Source organism: Rheinheimera gaetbuli (genome assembly GCF_054781935.1).
The window spans coordinates 658324-676506 of the sequence record NZ_BAAGTL010000008.1 but is presented as its reverse complement, the minus strand read 5'-3'; the positions used below and the strand labels follow the sequence as shown (position 1 = coordinate 676506).

Below are 18183 nucleotides of genomic sequence, written 5' to 3'. Positions count from 1 at the left end.
TGTAAAAAATAAATTAGAAACCCAATTGATCGATAATCTGGCTGGCTACTGCCCTGGCACTTTGTTCATCGGTGCGTACGGTAAAGTCAGCAATTTCGGCATACAGAGGGTTACGCTCAGCAGCCAGTCGCTCCAAAACTTCTTTTGGTGCTTCTTCAGTCTGCAATAAAGGCCGGCGTTTGTCTCTTTGGGTACGGGCTACCTGTTTTTCGATAGGCGTTTCCAAATACACTACGATACCGCGCGCAGATAATCGATTACGGGTCTCTTTGCTTATTACAGAGCCACCACCAGTAGCAAGCACTATACCCTGCAACTCGGTTAGGTCCTGAATAACATTCTCTTCACGAACACGAAAACCTTCTTCGCCTTCCAGATCGAATACCCAGGCGATATCCGCGCCAGTGCGCCGCTCGATTTCCTGATCCGAGTCGTAGAACTCCAGATGAAGCATGTCTGCTAAATGACGGCCTATTGTGCTTTTACCAGCACCCATTGGGCCGACGAGGAAGATATTACGTTTTTCTGCCATAAGTCGTATTATTAATCAGCTAACTCGATAAAAATTACATTCAGGACCAAAAGGCTCCCACGAAAATTTGAAGCGCTGAATTATGTCAGGAATCGTCAGCTGCTGGCAAGTGAATTCTTAGTTGGCTCTGCTGTTGTACATCAGCAGAGCCAATATCAGCTATAAGCCATCAGTGATTATTTTCGGCGTGACGAAAATGAGTAATTCATTTTTTTCATTTTTCGTAAATGTTGACCTGAACAAAGCACCAACATAAGGAATATCACCAAAAAACGGGACTTTGTTTACCGTAGATAATATTTGTTGCTGGTATATGCCACCCAGCACTATCGTCTCACCGTTATCGACCAATACTTGTGTCTGAATTTGCTGAGTATCTATCGCCGTTGCCGGCCCAGTTGGTGTTTGCACCGTTTCACCACGGGTATTTTGTGTTATTACCAAATCCATAATAATTTTATTGTCCGGTGTTATTTGCGGGGTAACCGTTAAGCTAAGCACCGCTTTCTTAAACTCTACCGTGGTAGCACCGCTTGAAGCAGCTTGAACATAAGGTATCTCGACACCTTGTTCTATACGCGCTTCTTTTTGGTTCGCAGTAGTAATACGCGGGCTGGCAATAATTTCGCCCTTGTTTTCCTGCTCCAAAGCTGACAGCTCCAAGTCAAGTAAAGTACCATCGGCAAGGCGGGCAATATGAAAGGCTATGCTGCCAGCGGCGTTGCTAGCCGGGAAGTTAACGTTCCAACGGTCATCCAGCGACGGTATAGCGCCATTAGCTATGGTATTTGCTCCACCGGCAGAACCAGAGGTACCCTGATTAGAGCTACTACTACTTTGCTGGTCAGTAAAGCCCCAGCGAATACCCAGCTCATCAGCAACGCTATCACGCACCGTAACCATCCGCGCTTCAATTAATACTTGCCGCACCGGCACGTCCAGCCGCTCTATCAGCTTGCGCACGTTTTCAATGTTTACTGCGGTATCTTTGATCAAAATAGTGTTGGTACGCTCATCGACATTAACCGAACCGCGTATCGACAGCATCCTGGCATCAAAGTTACCTAATAAACGGGCAATATCGGCAGCTTTAGCATAATTGATGGTCAGAAAATCTGAATACAGCGGCTCCAAATCTGCTACTGTCTGTTTCGCTTCTAGCTCACGAGCTTCGCGGGCAGCCAACTCATCAGTTGGCGCAACCATCAGAATATTACCTTCCATCCGCTTATCCAGGCCTTTAACGCGTAGAACTATGTCAAGCGCCTGATCCCAAGGAGTACCATCAAGCCGCAGCGTTATATTGCCTCTGACAGAGTCACTGGTTACCAGGTTAAAGCCATTATAGTCTGCGATAATCTGTAATACGGTTCTTACCGGAATATCCTGAAAGTTAAGCGATATAGCGCGGCCTTTATATTCTTTACCGCCGCCGAGAATACTGCGGTTTGTTGTATCACGCTCAATATTCAGCGTAAAAATATTATCAATCTGCTGGTACGTATAGGTAAACTCAGCCGTGGTATCTATCAGAAGCCTTGCAGACGAACCTTCTTTAAAGGTTTCGATGCCTTTAACAATAGTACCGAAGTCGACTACATCGAGCTGATAAAGTAATTCGTCAAGAATGTCTGTGTTGTGAAACTCAACTTCCAGCTTGCCCAAGCGTTCTGACACATCAACAGCGGCGGTATTATCACGCAAGAACACTAACACGCGCCCTTCGCCTTTATCGCCACGGCGAAAATCTATTGCATTAACACGGTTAATGTAAGTAGGTTTTACATCTGCAGCCTGGCCTACATCACCTGACGTCGGGTTATCAGAGATGTGGATATAAAATACATTTCCACGCACTCTGGTACGATATATTTTCAGATAGTCGAGGTAAATAATTGTTTTAAAGCCATCATCAACAAACTCAGAAGTTACCCGCTTAACGCCAGCTTTATTAATCAGAACTTCGTTTAATTTTTCTTCATAATCTGATTCGTTAAAAAATAACTCAATACGGGCAGGTTCGTTAAATACCTGTATGCTCGGATCGGTATAGAGCTCCTCATCGAAAATAAATTCGATCTCTGTTTCACCGGTTAACAATGGGTTATACCGCACATCATACAATAGCGGTACTGCAGTTGCGGGCATTGAAAACAGTGCAAAGGTTGCTAAACACAGTAAAGTGCGCTGGATTTTGCCAGACATTGTTTTGATAATTTTATCCATGATCTACTCGCATACCTGTCAATTTCTTGCAGTAGACGACGTTCCCGTCATCTGCAACATGGTCGTCCGTTCTTTCCAGCAACCGGCGCCATCCGGAATCAGCTCCAGCAATTCAATGTGTGTTGGTTCAACACTAATTACCCTGCCATGGAACAAGCCGACATAATTGTTTAACGTAACTTTGTGTAGCGTTCTGTCTGACGCTTCAATAAGCGCCCAGATTTTACTTACTTCACCCAAAGTGCCACGCATTTTTAAGTTATCCAACGCATACTTTTCCAAAGGTTCTTTTCTGCGTCTGGGATCAGGATGCAAACAATCCTGAATCTGTAAAAACCTATCTTGGATCGCTTCTGGCCTTGGTGCCGAAAAAGGGCTCCTGGCGTCTTGAGCACTGTAAGGAATGTGAGTGAATTCCTGAACCTCAGGCAATGGCTCAACTCTGGCACGCGTATTAGATTTTACTTCAGCAATATGATTCTGCACATCACTGATATCATCAAAACAGCCAGTTAACAACACAGCAGCAACTATCAAGGACAACCTCCTTATCATGGTTGCACCTCTTTGTATCTGTATGTCTTGGCAACAACGTTAAAACGCAAACGCTCATCTTTTTCAGTTTGGATGGCAAAATCATGCAAGCTGACAATTCGTGGTAATTTTGCCACTTCGCTTACAAAGTTACCAAACTGATGATAGTCACCAATCACTTCTATTTTTATCGGTAGCTCAGTATAAAATTCTTTTTCTATTTCAGGCTCCCAGTTAATTCGGATAAATGTCAGACCACTGGTTGTACCTACATAGGTTATATCATCCAAAAGACCTGGTGTTTCATGTGTTGTGGGTAATTGCTTTAATAGAAATGAGAACGTCTGTTCCATTTCTACCATTTGCTGCTTATACAAATCCAGGTTAACCGCAGATGCATATCGTGTTCTGTATAGCTGGCGCAGCTCAATCTCTTTTTTCTGTGCAACTTCAAGTTCATCAATTTTGCTATCGACTAACATGAAATAACTCAAGGTAGATACTGCAACAGCAAGCAACACTGCAAATATAACCTTTGCCGCAACCGGCCATGAACCCATGTTCTCCAAATCCAGATCGTTAATATCGATCTCTGACAGGTTAAAATTCATATTCATTTTGCTCTCCCACCGGCAGGTGTCACAGGGCTATCATCACCCTGAACCGCTTCATAACCTTTAACAGTAAGATGCATTTTAAAATTACTCAGCAAACTAACTGAGTCTTTACCTGCTTCAATGAATTCAAGGTAGGGAGTAGACAGTAATTCAGACTCTTCAGCTTCTCTTAACATGTTCGACAAACGATTGTTAGATTCACTTTTTCCAATCAATAGTAATGAAGTACCTTTTTTCTCAAGCTGGTTAAGATAAACACCTGCGGGTACTATACGTGCAATCTCGTCCATAATCTGTGTGCCCAAATTACGGCTGCCCTGCAACTGAGAAATAAGCGACATACGCTGCTGTAAATTTTTCTTCAGCTCATTTAACGTGCGAATTTCAGCAATACGCTGATCCAAAACTTTAATTTCATTTTCCAAATAGCGGTTACGCTGTGTTTGCCCGTCAATTCTGGCGCTGTAAAGCATGTTAACCATAAATATCAGGAAAAAACTGACAACAGCCGTAGCGGTCAGAATGGTCAGATACTGTTTCTGCCGCTCTTTTCGCGCAGCATCACGCCACGGCAGTAAGTTTATATATGCCATGGCGTGAAACTCCTTAATGCCAGACCGCTGGCAACCATAAGTTGTGGCGCATAGCGGCTAAGTTGTTCACGATCGACTGAAGTAGCCACCTCCATCGACTTAAAAGGATCTGCAACGACAGTATGAATACCAAGTTCATCAATCAATAACTTGTCAATGCCCTCTATTAAAGCTGTACCGCCAGAAATAACCAGATAATCCACGGCATCTTTACCACTGCTGGTGAGATACATCTGAATACCGCGTCTTACTTGCTGCAACAACATGGTCTGAAATGGTGCTAATACTTCGAACGTATAGTTAGGAGGCAAATCGCCACTTACTTTGGCTAATTCGGCTTCTTCGTAGTTTTTGTTGTAATACGACAAAATGCTGCGGGTATATTGGTCACCACCAAACGCCTGATCACGGGTATAAAGCGTTTTGCCATTTTCAACGATACTCAGCAACGTCATGGTTGCGCCAATGTCTACCATAGCAACGACTTTCTTATCGGCGTCATCAGGCAATTGTTTCAGACATAACTGCGCCGCACGACTTAACGCATGGCTCTCGATATCAACTACTTTTGCTGTAAAGCTACCATTATCAAGCGCAGCGACACGCGCCTCAATACTTTCGGTTCGGGCGGCGCTAAGCAAAACGTTGACTTTGGAGGGGTCAGCCTCGTTAACGTCTTGTTTTTCAAAATCAAGACTTACTTCGTTTAGCGGGTAAGGAATTAATGTGTCTGCTTCAACTTCAATCTGACTTTCAAGTTCAGCATCAGTTAAGGACACATCCATAAAGATCACTTTACTGATTACGGTAGATCCAGACACCGCTGTTGCGGCAAATTTAATTGTACGGGGGATCTTTTTGCGAATTTTTGCCAGTACATTACCGACAGCTTCAATGTCCTGGATCTCGCGATCAGACATAGCACCTTTAACCATGGGTTCAACGGCAAATGCTTCAACCTTGCAGACGCCATGATGCTGACTAAGCAGCACAGCCTTTACAGAGTGTGCACCAACGTCAATTCCCACCATTATCGGTGTTTGTTTACTAAACAGGCGATTTATCATAGCTTCCTGCGACCGATTTTATAGTTATGATTATTGTCTCATTGTTAGCTTAGTCGCTAATTTTTGGCAAGAAAAAGCGTTCACTCTAAAGCTAATAAATATATACTAGCAGCGTTGTAACAGAATTGGGAGTAGAAATTGGGGTTATTCAGTGTCTTGGGTTAAAAAACTTATAATTCTCAGTCTGGTCTCGATCCTGCTTGGTCTATTAACGATCTGCGGGATCTATTTTTATATAGAAGATGATCTACCTGATGTCAGCACCTTGCAGGACGTTCGTTTGCAAACGCCCATGCAGGTGTTTACAGCCGACGGCGAGCTTATTTCCCAGTTTGGTGAAAAACGCCGGATCCCATTAAAACTGACAGAAATGCCTCCTTTACTAGTAGAGGCTTTTTTAGCTGTTGAAGACACTCGTTTTTATGAGCACCCCGGTATAGATATTATCGGCATTTTCCGCGCTGCCTCTGTCGTCGCTACGTCTGGCGATTTTAGTCAGGGTGCCAGCACGATTACTCAGCAATTAGCCCGCAACTTCTTTCTTAGCCGAGAGAAAAAAATCATGCGGAAAATTAAAGAGGTTTTTTTAGCCTTTCACATTGAGCAATTGCTGACAAAAGACCAAATCCTGGAACTGTATCTGAACAAGATCGAGCTGGGGCAACGCTCCTTCGGTGTTGGCGCTGCGGCTCAGGTGTATTTTGGCAAAACCGTTCACGAACTAACAGTCGACGAAATTGCCATTATCGCCGGCTTGCCGAAGGCTCCATCGGCGTTAAATCCTGTGCGCTCGGCTAGCAACGCCAGAGCACGGCGTAATGTAGTGCTGGGCAGAATGCTTGATACCGGTGTCATCGACAAAGCAACTTATGCACAGGCCATAGCTGCGCCTATAACCAGCAGATTACACGGTGCTCAAATTACCGCATCGGCACCTTATATCGCCGAAATGGTAAGGCAGGAAATGTTGGGCCGTTTCGGCGAGGAAGTTGCCTACTCTGCGGGTTTGCAAGTTTATACCACTGTACACAGTAAACAGCAGGCTGCGGCAAAAGCCGCCTTACAGCAGAACCTGTATAACTATGACGAGCGCCATGGCTATCGCGGGCCGCTCCATAAGCTATGGCAGGCAACTCTGGTTGAAGAAACAGACAAAGGCCCGGAATTTGTTCAGCAAGATCCATTGCCAGCAGACGAAATTATTCAGTACCTTAGCCAACAAAATAGCTTAGAAGACTTGCATCATGCTGTTGTGCTATCGGTCAGCGAACAAAGTGTCACTGCCGTCCTTGTTGATAACACGCAAATTACCCTGGACTGGGATGGGCTAAAGTGGGCGCGCACCTTCATCAATGATGAACGCCAGGGCACCGCGCCAAAAACCGCCTTCAGCATTTTGGCGCCTGGTATGCATATTTTGGTTCGCCAATACGATGAAAACTGGCGATTGTCTCAGATACCGCAGGCCAGCAGCGCTATAGTCGCACTGGACCCTAACAATGGTGCAGTGCGAGCGCTGGTTGGTGGCTTTAGCTTCAGTCAAAGCCAATTTAACCGGGTTACCCAGGCAAAACGTCAGGTCGGGTCTAACATTAAGCCTTTCATATATTCAGCTGCGTTAGAGCATGACTATACGCTAGCGTCGATTATGAACGACGCGCCTATTCATCAATGGGACAACAATGCTGGTATCGCCTGGCGGCCAAAAAACTCTCCGGCAGTTTATGATGGGCCAATCCGCATACGCGAGGCCTTGGCTAAATCGAAAAACGTCGTATCGGTACGCTTACTGCGTGGAGTCGGCATTGATAATACTATCAGACACTTGCAGCGATTTGGTTTTAGTGCCTCTGATTTACCCCGCAACGAAACATTGTCTTTGGGCTCAGCTTCACTGACGCCTCTAGAATTAGTCACTGGTTATGCTGTGTTTGCTAACGGCGGCTATCTGGTCAACCCTTTTGTGATTGACAAAGTGTTGTCTGAAGATGGCCAAATAGTCTACCAACACAATGCTGCTGTTGCCTGTCATGCTTGCAATGATATGGCTGCTGAACAACCAACTAATAGCACTGCGGATGATCCCGAGGCACAGCTCGGTCAGCTATTCAATGAGCTGCAAGCAGCTGATACCGCTGATGACAACAACAATAACGAGCTAATATTGGATAAACAACCATTGGCGCCACAGGTGATATCAGAACATAATGCGTTTTTAATTGCTGATGCACTGACAAGTGGCGTCTGGGGCGGTGGTAGCTGGCAACATGACACCGGCTGGAACGGCACAGCCTGGCGCCTGCAAAGTTTGAAGCGGCGTGATCTGTCGGCAAAAACAGGCACTACTAACGACTTTAAAGATACCTGGCTATCCGGTTTTACGCCCAAGCTGGCGGTTACAGTATGGGTAGGTTTTGACGATGCTAATCGTAGCCTTGGTGTGACCAACTGGCATGCCAATATGGGCCAGCAACAAAGTGCCGGTGCAGAATCAGGCGCCCGCACGGCATTACCAGCCTGGCTGGATTTTATGCGGTACGCCCTTAGTGACCAAGCAGAAACGCCGTTAACAGTCCCGGTTGGGTTATCGTCAGTGCGAATAGATCTGCAAAGCGGCTTGCTCAGCCGCCGTAACGACCATCAAAGTAGCTTTGAATATTTTAAACCCGGTACTGAACCAACCCAGTACGCCACGGCAGACATTCAGCAAATCAGCTTTGATGCGCTACAACAAAAAAAACCTGACGAGCAAGCAATCGAAGAAATTGAGTTGTTTTAATCAGATAACACCCGAATAGCATTGAGTAAACAAATAGACAAAACCCCCGGTAAACGGGGGTTTTTGTTGGTCAGTTCCATTGACGCTCATCGACTACTGCTATCCGCATAAGATGCAGAAAGCTTCGGCTTTGGTTAAAAATGCCGATAACGCCATTAAACACACTACAACGGCGATTGCGGTAAAGCCAAAACCACGACTGGACGCTTTACTCATAACTAACCTCAATAACGCATTTTTTTATTTTAATTAGCAGCTTGGTTTACCTTTCCCCAAACTGTCACTGAGTGTAGTTAACTTGTAACAAAGTTACAATAACTGTTTATTTAACCAGCATTTTCAACATGATACTTTAGCGCTGAATAAACGAACTCAGGCGTTAGTAAACGAGGATCATTCAGTCTGGGTAAAGACTCTATACTACGTTCTGTATCTGTTAAAACAAAACCAGCTTGTTGGTAATTTTTCAACGCAGCAGGATGATCAGCGCTGCAAGTATGTAACCAAATTTTACTTGCTTGCCATCTGGCAGCCTGCATTATGGCTGCCTGCGCAAGTTTTAAACCTAAACCCTGACCGATAAACTGTGGCATTAAGCCAAAAAACTTAATTTCGACACTTTGATCAGCATGCTGCAATAACTCAATATAACCTGCTGGCGTTCCTTTTACCCATAACAACCAGGTCCGCACCTGCTGCTGCGTCAGATAGTCCCGCCACTGCTGATAATCCCAGCTTAAACGGCTGAACCAGCGCCATGGACCACCAACAGTTTTAAACATAAACTGGCTCAGTTCGGGGCTGGCAACTTCCGCTTCAACTAACTGCACACCTTCTGGCCAGTCAATATGTGATGGCGGCTGTGCATCAAACTGCATAAACCAGGTAGTAACTTCAGTGTTAACCGTTGCTGACATACTAATACCCCCGACTCAGATCTACAGAATGACGCAACGGCCTGCCACATTGGCTGCGCCGATAATTATCAGCAATTTGTTCTATTACCGTTGTCACATTTGTCACCGCTGATACGTGCGGCGTAATTAATATCGCCGGATGGCGCCAAAATGGGTGTTCTGCAGGCAAAGGCTCCTGGCGGAAGACATCCAGACAAGCCGCTTGTAACTGCCCGTCATCAAGCGCAGTTATCAGGGCAGCATCATCAACAATTGCACCGCGGGCTACGTTTACAAAAATAGCGCCTTTTTTAACGTGCTGGAAAAAGGTCACGCCAAGCAAAGATTCCGTTGCCGGTGTTAGCGGTAACAAACAAATTACTACATCAGCCTGCTCGACTGCTGCGGCTAACCCCTCAGCACCACTGTGACATTGTACACCTGGCAATGACTTTGCCGTTTTGGCCCAGCCGGTAACGGTGTACCCCAGGTTGACAAAATGCGCGGCAGTTGCGGCGCCTAGCTCCCCCAGACCCAACAGACAAATTTGCGCAATGCGTCGCGGACTTTTTGGTTGCCATAATGCTTGTTGTTGCGCCGCGCTGAACATATCCAGCCGCAGCCGGTAATGGCTCACCACACCGTCCAAATATCGCACCATAGTTTGCGTCAGACTAGGGTCAACAATGCGCGCTACCGGTAAAACCGGCAATGTCGGATCATTCAGGATGGCATCGACACCGGCACCAAAACATTGGATCGCTTTTAAGTTTGGCAACGCTGCCAAACTGCCGGCTGGCTGTTTCCACACAACAGCAAATTCAACCGCATTAACGTCGGCAACATCAGGCCAAATCTCTATTTGGCTATCCGGTAACACGTGTTGCAAACGCTGCTGTAAGTCTTCAAGTTTTCTATCGGGAATTATCAGGACAAGGCTCATAGGTCACCAAAGCTTCAATAAATCGTCATACCTCTGACATAGCCAGCTAGCAAGCTCAGGGCGGCTAAAGATAACATGGTACTTACTGATGCTAAACTGTCGCACCATTTTTTTATCTGACGTGCACCTGGGTTGCAAAGATTGCCAGGCGGATTATTTGCTTGGCTTCTTGCAGCAAAGTCAGGCCGATACCATCTATCTGTTGGGCGATATAGTTGACTTGTGGGCAATGCGTAAACAAGTGCATTGGAAAAACGGTCAGAACAAAATCGTCCGCTGCCTGTTGGATAAAGCCGAGCAAGGCACGGAAATTGTCTATATTCCCGGTAACCATGACGAAGCATTGCGGCTGTATGCCGGTAAAAGCTTTGGTAATATCCGCGTGGCAATGCGCGCCAGCCATACCACAGCCCAGGGCAAAAAATTACTATTGCTGCACGGCGACGAATTCGATAAAGAGGTTAACTTTGGCCGGTTACATGCCTGGCTGGGTGACAACCTGTACGACTTGCTGCTGTTTTTAAATCGCTGGTATAACCGCCTACGTCGCTTCAGTGGCGGCGGCTATTTTAGCCTGGCTGCCTATATAAAAAGCAAGGTACCAGGCGCGCAAAAAGCCATTGCCCGTTATCGCGATGCGGCTGTAAACAAAGCAAAACGCGCCGGTTTTGATGGTGTAGTATGCGGCCATATTCACCATCCTGAAATTCGCCTCCAGCAAGGCATTATTTATTGCAATGATGGCGATTGGATAGATAGCTGCACAGCATTAATTGAACAGCATGATGGCAGTTTGGCGCTATATCATTGTACTGAGAAGGCCGAAAGAATTGCTGCCATGCCGCTTGCTGACAGTGGCAAAAAAGCAGCCTGAAATTTCAGCAAAATGCCATAAAACCGACACCTGAATGTCATACAACCATCTTAGCCTGAGCCCAGCCTATCGCAGTGCTACCGGAGCTAAATATGATCAGTGTTGACCAGGTTCTCTCACAAAACCTTCCCGGCCTAACCAATAAGCCCTGGCTATACAAGCCGGTTAAAGGGGCGTTGCGCCGGCTATTACACGAGCAGGACTTTATCGACTTCGCCAACCGCTACCCTTACCTGCAAGGACTGGAGTTTGTTGAGCAGGTACTGGACTACTTCAATTGCCGCTACGCAGTGCGGGATAATGAAATTGAGCGCATTCCAGCTGCAGGCAGAGTGGTTATTATTGCCAACCACCCTATTGGCTCACTCGATGGCCTGGCGTTGTTGAAGCTGGTTAGTGATATTCGCCCCGATGTAAAAGTGGTAGCAAACCAGCTGTTGATGGCACTGCGACCGCTGCATAACTTGCTATTGCCAGTCAATAATATGAGCGGTGGTACAGAGCGGCGCGCACTGGATAATATTCAACAGCACTTGGCCAATGAAGGTGCACTGATCCTATTTCCCTCCGGTGAAGTGTCGCGACTGCGTCCGGACGGTATTCGCGATGGCAAATGGCACAGTGGCTTTCTGCGGTTTGCCAACAACGCTAAAGCGCCGATACTGCCCATTTTTATTGATGGCCGTAACTCAGCATTGTTTTATGGCGCATCGATGCTATACAAACCGTTGGCAACGATGTTGCTGGTACAAGAAATGTTTAAGCAACAAAGCAAAAAGCTGGAAATGCGCATTGGCGAGCAAATTCCTTTTGACGCTTTTGCCAATATGGCACTGGAAACACAGGCCAAAGTAAAACTGTTCAAAAAGCATTTATACCGGTTGGCAAAAGATAAGCCTGCGCTGTTCATGACGCAAAGTGCTATCGCTCACCCTGAGGATCGCATCGCACTAAAAAAAGCCGTAGAAGGCTGCGAATTGCTGGGCCAAACTGCCGATGGCAAACAAATTTATCTGTATCAGCACCAACAAAGCTCGCCTATCCTGCGTGAAATAGGACGCTTGCGCGAATTTGCTTTTCGGGCGGTGGGTGAAGGTAGCGGTTTACGCCGTGATATCGACCGCTTTGACAGTCACTACGAGCAGCTGATTTTATGGGATAGAGACGACTTAGAAATTGTCGGCGCTTATCGCTTTGCTAATACCCGTAAGGTGCTGGCTGAACACGGCCAAACCGGTTTGTATACCGCCACGTTATTTCAATTCGATCACAGCATGACCCACTACCTGGACGCCGGGTTGGAACTGGGCCGCAGCTTTGTCCAACCCCGCTACTGGGGCAAACGCAGCCTGGAATATCTGTGGTACGGTATCGGTGCTTATTTACGCCGCAATCCGGATATCCGCTACTTGTTCGGCGGCGTGAGTTTGTCCGGCAGCTACCCGCAAGCGGCGCGCGATCTGATGGTGTATTTTTATAGCCTGTATTTTAGCGACCAGAATGTTAGCGCAGTATCAAAACAGCCATATCAACTACCACAGGCTATATTAACCGAACTGCAGCAGCATTTTAGCGGTAAGGATTACCTCAGCGACTTTACTCAGTTAAAGCACCTGCTGGCCAATATGGGACTAAGTGTGCCGACACTGTATAAGCAATACAGTGAGCTGTGTGAACCCGGTGGCGTAAAGTTTCTTGCCTTTGGCACCGACCCGGATTTTGCCAACTGCGTTGACGGCCTGGTATTGGTAGACATACACCGGCTTAAAGCAGGTAAAAAGGCTCGATATCTTGGCACGGAGTAATTGACCGTGTTGCATAAACTGGCAGCTTTTGCTGCCATTTTTGCTATGTAAAGGTTCAGTAAAGTTCAGTTTCAATTCAGCCTCAGCCACCTATAAGCTATACAGTGTATAAAAAGCCTACAGCTACGTCTTAACTGTTGGTTGCGAAACTGAGGATAGCACGATGAAAAAACTGATACTGCAACTTGGCCAGGCCCTGGCAGTGTGCGTGCTGCTGGTAAGCCAAAGCATGGCCACACAGGCCAGTGATTCCTGGTCTGCCGCTGAGCTGGACCAAATGCTGGCGCCGGTGGCGCTGTACCCTGATACCGTACTCACCCATGTGTTGATTGCGACAACTTACCCATTAGAAGTTGTACAGGCATCACGCTGGGTCAAAGACAATCTGGGCCTTAGCGCTGAAAATGCGGTGCGCGCCGTCGAAGACAAAAACTGGGACCCCAGCGTTAAAGCCTTGGTGGCTTTTCCGCAACTGCTGGATCGGCTAAGCAATGACCTGGACTGGACGCAACAACTGGGCGAAGCTTTTTTAGCCGATGAAACGGCGGTACTGGCCAGCATTCAGCAACTGCGTGAAAAAGCCTACAGTAGCGGCAATCTGCAGGATAACGAGCAGGTAGTAGTGCAACGTGAGCGTGAAGTGATTGTAATAGAGCCTGCGCGCAAAGAAGTGATATACGTTCCCGTATATGACACCCGCACAGTTTATGGCGATTGGTGGTGGCCGTCACACCCGCCGGTATATTGGCACACTGCTGGCGTATATTACCGCAATAGTCCGTTTTACTGGGGCGTTAGCGTTAATGTCAGGCCCTGGTTCTATTTTGGTATTTTCGACTGGCAGCACCATCATGTGGTGGTGCATCATCATTATTACCATAAACCGCCCCGCTATTATCCGAAACGGCATAAGCACTATAGCGATGCCCGCCGTTGGCAGCATAACACTGAGCATCGCCGTGGAGTGCACTACCGCCATGAGCGATTAAACCGCCACTACAACGCCGGCTATGGTTATCAGCCATCTACCAGCGAGCTGCAAGCCGATCCATACCTACAGCATGAACAACGTAACAGCAACGTGACAGTGCGCGAGAATAAAGCGCACTATCAGCGCAAAACCGCAGAACAAGTTCGGATCCGCGATTTGCGCCAACAGCAGGACCATACTCTGCCACGGCAACACCGGCCGGTAACAACCGAGCCGCGTATGCGCACAACAGAGCAAAGCCAGCAACAACAGCGGGCTCAGCTGCAACAACATGCTCGTCAGAGCGATAAACTACAACATAATGATAAGCCGGTGGCGCAACGTCATATCAGCACAGAACAATTGCGCCAACGCAACGTGCAACAACCGGTAAAGTCGCAGCACCAGGCGGCTGCGCTACAACGTGATGCTGCAGCAATACCGATGCAGCGCGATCACACAACACAAAGTAAACGTCAGTCAAATGAGCCAATGCGGGTAAACCCGCAGCCCCGTCAGCAAATGCCAGTGGATGAACATCGCGCTCCCCAACGTGATGTCACGGTGCAACGACAAGAACGAGCCATCAGACAGATCGATTAACAACCACTTTGTTGATACAAAACAAACTATGAGGCTTATTTTATCTAAGCCCCGTTTTTTTATTGATCCAGGCCAATATTGTTAGCCGGTTAACATGGACAATTACCACAGACCTTATCTGTGGAGATTACTATGAAAACCTGCTTATCAATTCTTACTCTGGCGTCTTTACTGGCGGCGGCTCCGGCCAGTGCCGAATTTGCCATTAACGTTGGTGCTATTACTGTTGCACCAGACGATAGCAGCTCCAGCCTGAACGTGATTGAACAGGTTGCTGGCTTGCCAGCAGGTTCAACTGCCGTTGGTGTTAACAGCAATACTCAGCTGGGTCTGACGTTTGACTACAAGTTTACGCCAAATTGGTCAGTCCAACTGATTGCTGCTACGCCGTTTAGCCATGACATAAAAGTAAAAGGCTCGGCTATTGATGGCTTAAAGGTAGGTAAAACTAAGCATTTACCGCCGACGCTGCTGGCGCAGTATCATTTTATGCCAGAAAATCAAACCTTTGATCCTTTTGTTGGTGTAGGTCTGAACTACACGGTATTTTTTGATGAAAAAACAGATGGCCAGCTTGAAGGCGCACTGGATGCACTGAACGTAACAGGTAGCAGCGACAACGTTGGGTTGAAACTGAAAAGCTCTTTTGGTCTGGCACTGCAGGCTGGGGTTAACGTCAAATTAACCGATAGCCTGGGCGTACACCTGATGTTGAGTAAAATGGATATCGACACCACAGGCCGGGTGCAAGTAAATGGTGCGACCATTCAAAGCGTAAACGTCAACATTGACCCCTACGTGGCAATGATTGGTCTACGCTGGACCTTATAAGCCTAACCGGGTTTTAAATTAAGACTAAAGGCGACTGCAACACGGTCGCCTTTTTGTTTACACTCAACAGACAGCAAAATAAGCCTGGCGGGTTATGAGCACAAATATCGACAAACTGAACTGGCAACAGTTGCTAAAATCAGGCGACCGCCTGTTTATCGGTTCACATGCTGCTACGCCAACGCGGCTGATAGACGATTTAATTAACAACGCCAAGCAGTTGCATGATATTGAAATTGTGCAGGTATATTCGTTGTCAGATAACAAATGGGCTGAGCCAGAGCACCAGCAACTGTTTAAAGTGAACGCATTATTTATTGGCGGTGAGCAGGTGCGCCGGGCGGTTGCCGAAGGCCGCGCCGATTACACCCCCTGTTTTATGTCAGATATACCGTCGTTATTCAGTGACGGTATTTTGCCACTGGACGCGGCGCTAATTATGGTCAGCCCCGCTGACGAGCACGGTTACCACTCTCTTGGCGTGTCGGTTGATATTGTGTCTGCCGCCGCCAAAGCGGCAAAAAAGGTCATTGCTCAGGTTAACCCCTCCATGCCAATTACTTATGGCCAGGCTTTTATTCATAAAAACCAGATCAGTGCTTATTATTATGCCGAGCAGCCCATAGCCCAAATGCCGGCAGTAAAACTGGATGCAGTGACCGAGCGGGTTGGTCAGTATGTGTCTTTGCTGGTAGACGATGGTGCTACTATTCAAATTGGCGTCGGCAAGATGTGTGATGCTGTGCTGCGATATCTGGGCAACCATAAAGACCTGGGCATTCACAGTGAAATGATCACAGATTCGATGATGGAGCTGATTAAGAAAGGTGTGGTTACTAACCGCAAAAAAACCTTTCACCCGGGCAAAACCGTAGCCAGTTTTTGCGTAGGTAGTAAGGCGTTGTATGACTTTGTGCACTGTAACCCGCATATGGGTTTTTACCCCAGCGAATACGTAAACTCGCCGGCAAATATTGCCCGCAACGACAATATGGTGTCGATAAACAGCGCCATCGAAGTTGATTTAACCGGCCAGATTGTCTCTGACTCTATCGGCCATCTTTTTTACAGTGGTATTGGCGGTCAGGTCGACTTTAGCCGTGGCGCATCGATGAGCAGCGGCGGTAAACCCATCATTGCGATGCCCAGCACCGCGAAAAACGGCACGGTATCACGTATTGTTGCTCATCTGACGCAGGGGGCTGGGGTGGTGACCTCGCGCGGCCACGTGCATTATGTGGTGACCGAATTTGGTGTGGCGTCACTGCGCGGCAAAAGCATTCGTGAACGTGCACTCGAGCTTATCCGCGTAGCGCACCCGAAGTTTCGCCAACAATTACTGGAGCAAATTCGCCAGCATTTCTGGGTACCACATTATCAGTTGCATACCCCAACCGAAGTGCCCGAGCTTGGCAGCGTTGGCTTTAAAGAGCTGCATATCGACGGTGAAGAGTTTGACCTGAGGCCACTAAACCCGTCAGACGAGCGCCGTTTGCAGGAGTTTTTTTACTCACATACCAAAGAAACCCTGCAACTACGTTACAGCGCGGTGCCTACCCAAATGAGCCGCGAGAAGTCCTGTACCCTGGTTGGCGTTGACCAATCTAAAGATTTGGCGCTGTGTATCGTGAAACAAAAAGGCTCAGCAGTGCAAATTCAGGCCGTAGGTCGTTACTACCTGCTCAGCAATGGCACTGGCTGCGAAGTGGCTTTTGTTACACGGGAGAAATATCAGGGTAAAGGTATGGCCAAACGCTTATTGCAAGAGTTGATCACTGTCGCTGAAATGCGTGGTTTAACCAGCATGGTCGCTTTTGTCCGCGCCGAGAATAAAGCCATGCTGGCAGTATTCCAAAAAGCCGGTTTTGGCCGTTTGCCGGGCGATGATCCAACCGAAGTGTATTTACAGTTGCACTTGCCACGTTCCACTCATATTGGGGAAACCAGCTAATGGCTATTACTTTATTTAGTCACCCCAGTTGCTACCGCCATTTAGCCGGAGACGACCACCCTGAGCAACCGGCACGGTTAAGTGCGATAAATGATCAGCTGATCCGCTCTGGATTAGAATTTGTTGTGCAGCAACGCGACGCTATACCCGCTGATAAAAGTGCAATATACCGCGCCCACAGTAACCTATATGTCGATGAGATTTTTGCCAAAACGCCCGAAGATGGCCATATCTGGTTAGACCCGGACACGCAGATGATGCAGCACAGCCTTACCGCCGCCCTACATGCCGCTGGTGCCGGTATTAATGCCGTAGATTTAGTACTGCAGCAGGTTAATCAGCAAGCATTTTGTAGTGTGCGGCCACCAGGCCACCATGCAACCCGAGATCAGGCCATGGGTTTTTGCATCTTTAACAATATTGCCATAGCAGCCTTGCATGCGCTTGAGCAACATGGCCTTGAACGCGTAGCAATAGTCGATTTTGATGTCCACCATGGTAATGGCACCGAAGATATCTTTGCCGGTGACGAGCGGGTGCTATTTTGCTCATCGTTTCAATATCCGCTTTATCCGAATACCGGCGAGACGCCATCTGGCGAGAATATCGAGAATCTGCCATTGCCGGCTTTATGCAAACCCGCTATCTGGCGTGAGCAAATTTTACAGCACTGGTTACCACGCATTAACGCCTTTAAACCTCAGCTGATACTGGTATCAGCCGGCTTTGACGGCCACCGTGAAGATGATATGGCGCAATTTCTGCTCACCGAAGAGGATTACCACTGGTTAGCACAGCAGTTAAAACAACTGGCTGATCAGCACTGTGCTGGCCGTATCGTAGCTACGCTGGAAGGCGGTTATGCCCTAAGTGCACTGGGGCGCAGTGTGGTCGCATTTTTAAAAGGGCTGATGTAACAAAGCGTTAAGCTGCTATGCTTATGATATTTGCCAGACAATTTT

General features: G+C 47.4%; 15 protein-coding genes. 7 read left to right on the top strand and 8 right to left on the bottom strand.

All coding sequences use genetic code 11. The annotated features are described in order from the left end of the window. Positions 1–13: 13 nt before the first annotated feature. From aroK to ACYVIC_RS09970, 6 genes are all read right to left on the bottom strand, one after another. Positions 14–532 carry a shikimate kinase AroK gene (gene aroK, locus ACYVIC_RS09995; RefSeq protein ID WP_460859535.1) on the bottom strand — a complete coding sequence of 173 codons (519 nt, stop codon included), beginning with the start codon at positions 530–532 and terminating at the stop codon, positions 14–16. A 159-nt stretch (positions 533–691) separates the two neighbouring features. After that, positions 692–2758 carry a type IV pilus secretin PilQ gene (locus tag ACYVIC_RS09990; protein ID WP_460859533.1) on the bottom strand — a complete coding sequence of 689 codons (2067 nt, stop codon included), beginning with the start codon at positions 2756–2758 and terminating at the stop codon, positions 692–694. 18 nt (positions 2759–2776) lie between these two features. Further along, the gene (locus ACYVIC_RS09985; RefSeq protein WP_460859532.1) at positions 2777–3295 is read right to left on the bottom strand and encodes a pilus assembly protein PilP; all 519 of its coding nucleotides are present in this window, start codon (positions 3293–3295) and stop codon (positions 2777–2779) included. Between the two features lie 14 nt (positions 3296–3309). Further along, positions 3310–3909, bottom strand: a complete 600-nt coding sequence (locus tag ACYVIC_RS09980; protein ID WP_460859530.1) for a type IV pilus inner membrane component PilO — start codon at positions 3907–3909, stop codon at positions 3310–3312. Beyond that, positions 3906–4502 carry a PilN domain-containing protein gene (locus ACYVIC_RS09975; protein WP_460859528.1) on the bottom strand — a complete coding sequence of 199 codons (597 nt, stop codon included), beginning with the start codon at positions 4500–4502 and terminating at the stop codon, positions 3906–3908. The genes ACYVIC_RS09980 and ACYVIC_RS09975 overlap by 4 nt, the downstream gene beginning before the upstream one ends. After that, a complete protein-coding gene (locus tag ACYVIC_RS09970) occupies positions 4490–5569 on the bottom strand; it encodes a pilus assembly protein PilM (protein WP_460859526.1) in 1080 nt (359 codons plus the stop codon). The genes ACYVIC_RS09975 and ACYVIC_RS09970 overlap by 13 nt, the downstream gene beginning before the upstream one ends. A gap of 280 nt (positions 5570–5849) precedes the next feature. Here ACYVIC_RS09970 and ACYVIC_RS09965 point away from each other — a divergent pair, with 280 nt between their 5' ends. After that, positions 5850–8348, top strand: coding sequence for a penicillin-binding protein 1A (locus ACYVIC_RS09965; protein WP_460859525.1), 2499 nt, complete (start codon positions 5850–5852; stop codon positions 8346–8348). Positions 8349–8674: 326 nt separating this feature from the next. On the opposite strand, the gene ACYVIC_RS09960 is transcribed toward ACYVIC_RS09965, so the two are convergent. Then, on the bottom strand, positions 8675–9265 hold the full coding sequence (locus ACYVIC_RS09960; RefSeq protein ID WP_460859524.1) for a GNAT family N-acetyltransferase: 591 nt from the start codon (positions 9263–9265) through the stop codon (positions 8675–8677). 1 nt (position 9266) lies between these two features. Beyond that, positions 9267–10187, bottom strand: coding sequence for a 2-hydroxyacid dehydrogenase (locus ACYVIC_RS09955; RefSeq protein ID WP_460859522.1), 921 nt, complete (start codon positions 10185–10187; stop codon positions 9267–9269). 88 nt (positions 10188–10275) lie between these two features. Between ACYVIC_RS09955 and ACYVIC_RS09950 the strand changes: the two genes are divergently transcribed. The 6 genes from ACYVIC_RS09950 (at position 10276) to ACYVIC_RS09925 (ending at position 18138) form a co-directional block, all read left to right on the top strand. Then, positions 10276–11061 (top strand): UDP-2,3-diacylglucosamine diphosphatase, encoded by a 786-nt coding sequence (locus tag ACYVIC_RS09950; protein WP_460859521.1) that lies wholly within the window; start codon positions 10276–10278, stop codon positions 11059–11061. Positions 11062–11153: 92 nt separating this feature from the next. Continuing rightward, positions 11154–12866 (top strand): bifunctional ornithine lipid synthase OlsF, encoded by a 1713-nt coding sequence (gene olsF / locus ACYVIC_RS09945; protein ID WP_460859519.1) that lies wholly within the window; start codon positions 11154–11156, stop codon positions 12864–12866. Between the two features lie 163 nt (positions 12867–13029). Then, entirely contained in the window at positions 13030–14439 is a 1410-nt protein-coding gene (locus ACYVIC_RS09940; RefSeq protein WP_460859517.1) for a DUF3300 domain-containing protein, read from the top strand. Positions 14440–14571: 132 nt separating this feature from the next. After that, entirely contained in the window at positions 14572–15270 is a 699-nt protein-coding gene (locus ACYVIC_RS09935; RefSeq protein WP_460859515.1) for an OmpW/AlkL family protein, read from the top strand. A 94-nt stretch (positions 15271–15364) separates the two neighbouring features. Further along, complete coding sequence (locus tag ACYVIC_RS09930; protein ID WP_460859514.1) at positions 15365–17221, top strand: GNAT family N-acetyltransferase; 1857 nt, start codon at positions 15365–15367, stop codon at positions 17219–17221. After that, the gene (locus tag ACYVIC_RS09925; RefSeq protein ID WP_460859512.1) at positions 17221–18138 is read left to right on the top strand and encodes a histone deacetylase family protein; all 918 of its coding nucleotides are present in this window, start codon (positions 17221–17223) and stop codon (positions 18136–18138) included. The genes ACYVIC_RS09930 and ACYVIC_RS09925 overlap by 1 nt, the downstream gene beginning before the upstream one ends. Positions 18139–18183: the final 45 nt, after the last annotated feature.

Excerpts from the sequence above, each read along its gene's own strand:
- ACYVIC_RS09990 (WP_460859533.1), bottom strand. The coding sequence starts at position 2,758 with ATGGATAAAATTATCAAAACAATGTCTGGCAAAATCCAGCGCACTTTA.
- aroK (WP_460859535.1), bottom strand. The coding sequence starts at position 532 with ATGGCAGAAAAACGTAATATCTTCCTCGTCGGCCCAATGGGTGCTGGT.
- olsF (WP_460859519.1), top strand. The coding sequence starts at position 11,154 with ATGATCAGTGTTGACCAGGTTCTCTCACAAAACCTTCCCGGCCTAACC.
- ACYVIC_RS09925 (WP_460859512.1), top strand. The coding sequence starts at position 17,221 with ATGGCTATTACTTTATTTAGTCACCCCAGTTGCTACCGCCATTTAGCC.
- ACYVIC_RS09930 (WP_460859514.1), top strand. The coding sequence starts at position 15,365 with ATGAGCACAAATATCGACAAACTGAACTGGCAACAGTTGCTAAAATCA.
- ACYVIC_RS09960 (WP_460859524.1), bottom strand. The coding sequence starts at position 9,265 with ATGTCAGCAACGGTTAACACTGAAGTTACTACCTGGTTTATGCAGTTT.
- ACYVIC_RS09980 (WP_460859530.1), bottom strand. The coding sequence starts at position 3,909 with ATGAATATGAATTTTAACCTGTCAGAGATCGATATTAACGATCTGGAT.
- ACYVIC_RS09950 (WP_460859521.1), top strand. The coding sequence starts at position 10,276 with ATGCTAAACTGTCGCACCATTTTTTTATCTGACGTGCACCTGGGTTGC.
- ACYVIC_RS09955 (WP_460859522.1), bottom strand. The coding sequence starts at position 10,187 with ATGAGCCTTGTCCTGATAATTCCCGATAGAAAACTTGAAGACTTACAG.
- ACYVIC_RS09935 (WP_460859515.1), top strand. The coding sequence starts at position 14,572 with ATGAAAACCTGCTTATCAATTCTTACTCTGGCGTCTTTACTGGCGGCG.
- ACYVIC_RS09975 (WP_460859528.1), bottom strand. The coding sequence starts at position 4,502 with ATGGCATATATAAACTTACTGCCGTGGCGTGATGCTGCGCGAAAAGAG.
- ACYVIC_RS09940 (WP_460859517.1), top strand. The coding sequence starts at position 13,030 with ATGAAAAAACTGATACTGCAACTTGGCCAGGCCCTGGCAGTGTGCGTG.
- ACYVIC_RS09970 (WP_460859526.1), bottom strand. The coding sequence starts at position 5,569 with ATGATAAATCGCCTGTTTAGTAAACAAACACCGATAATGGTGGGAATT.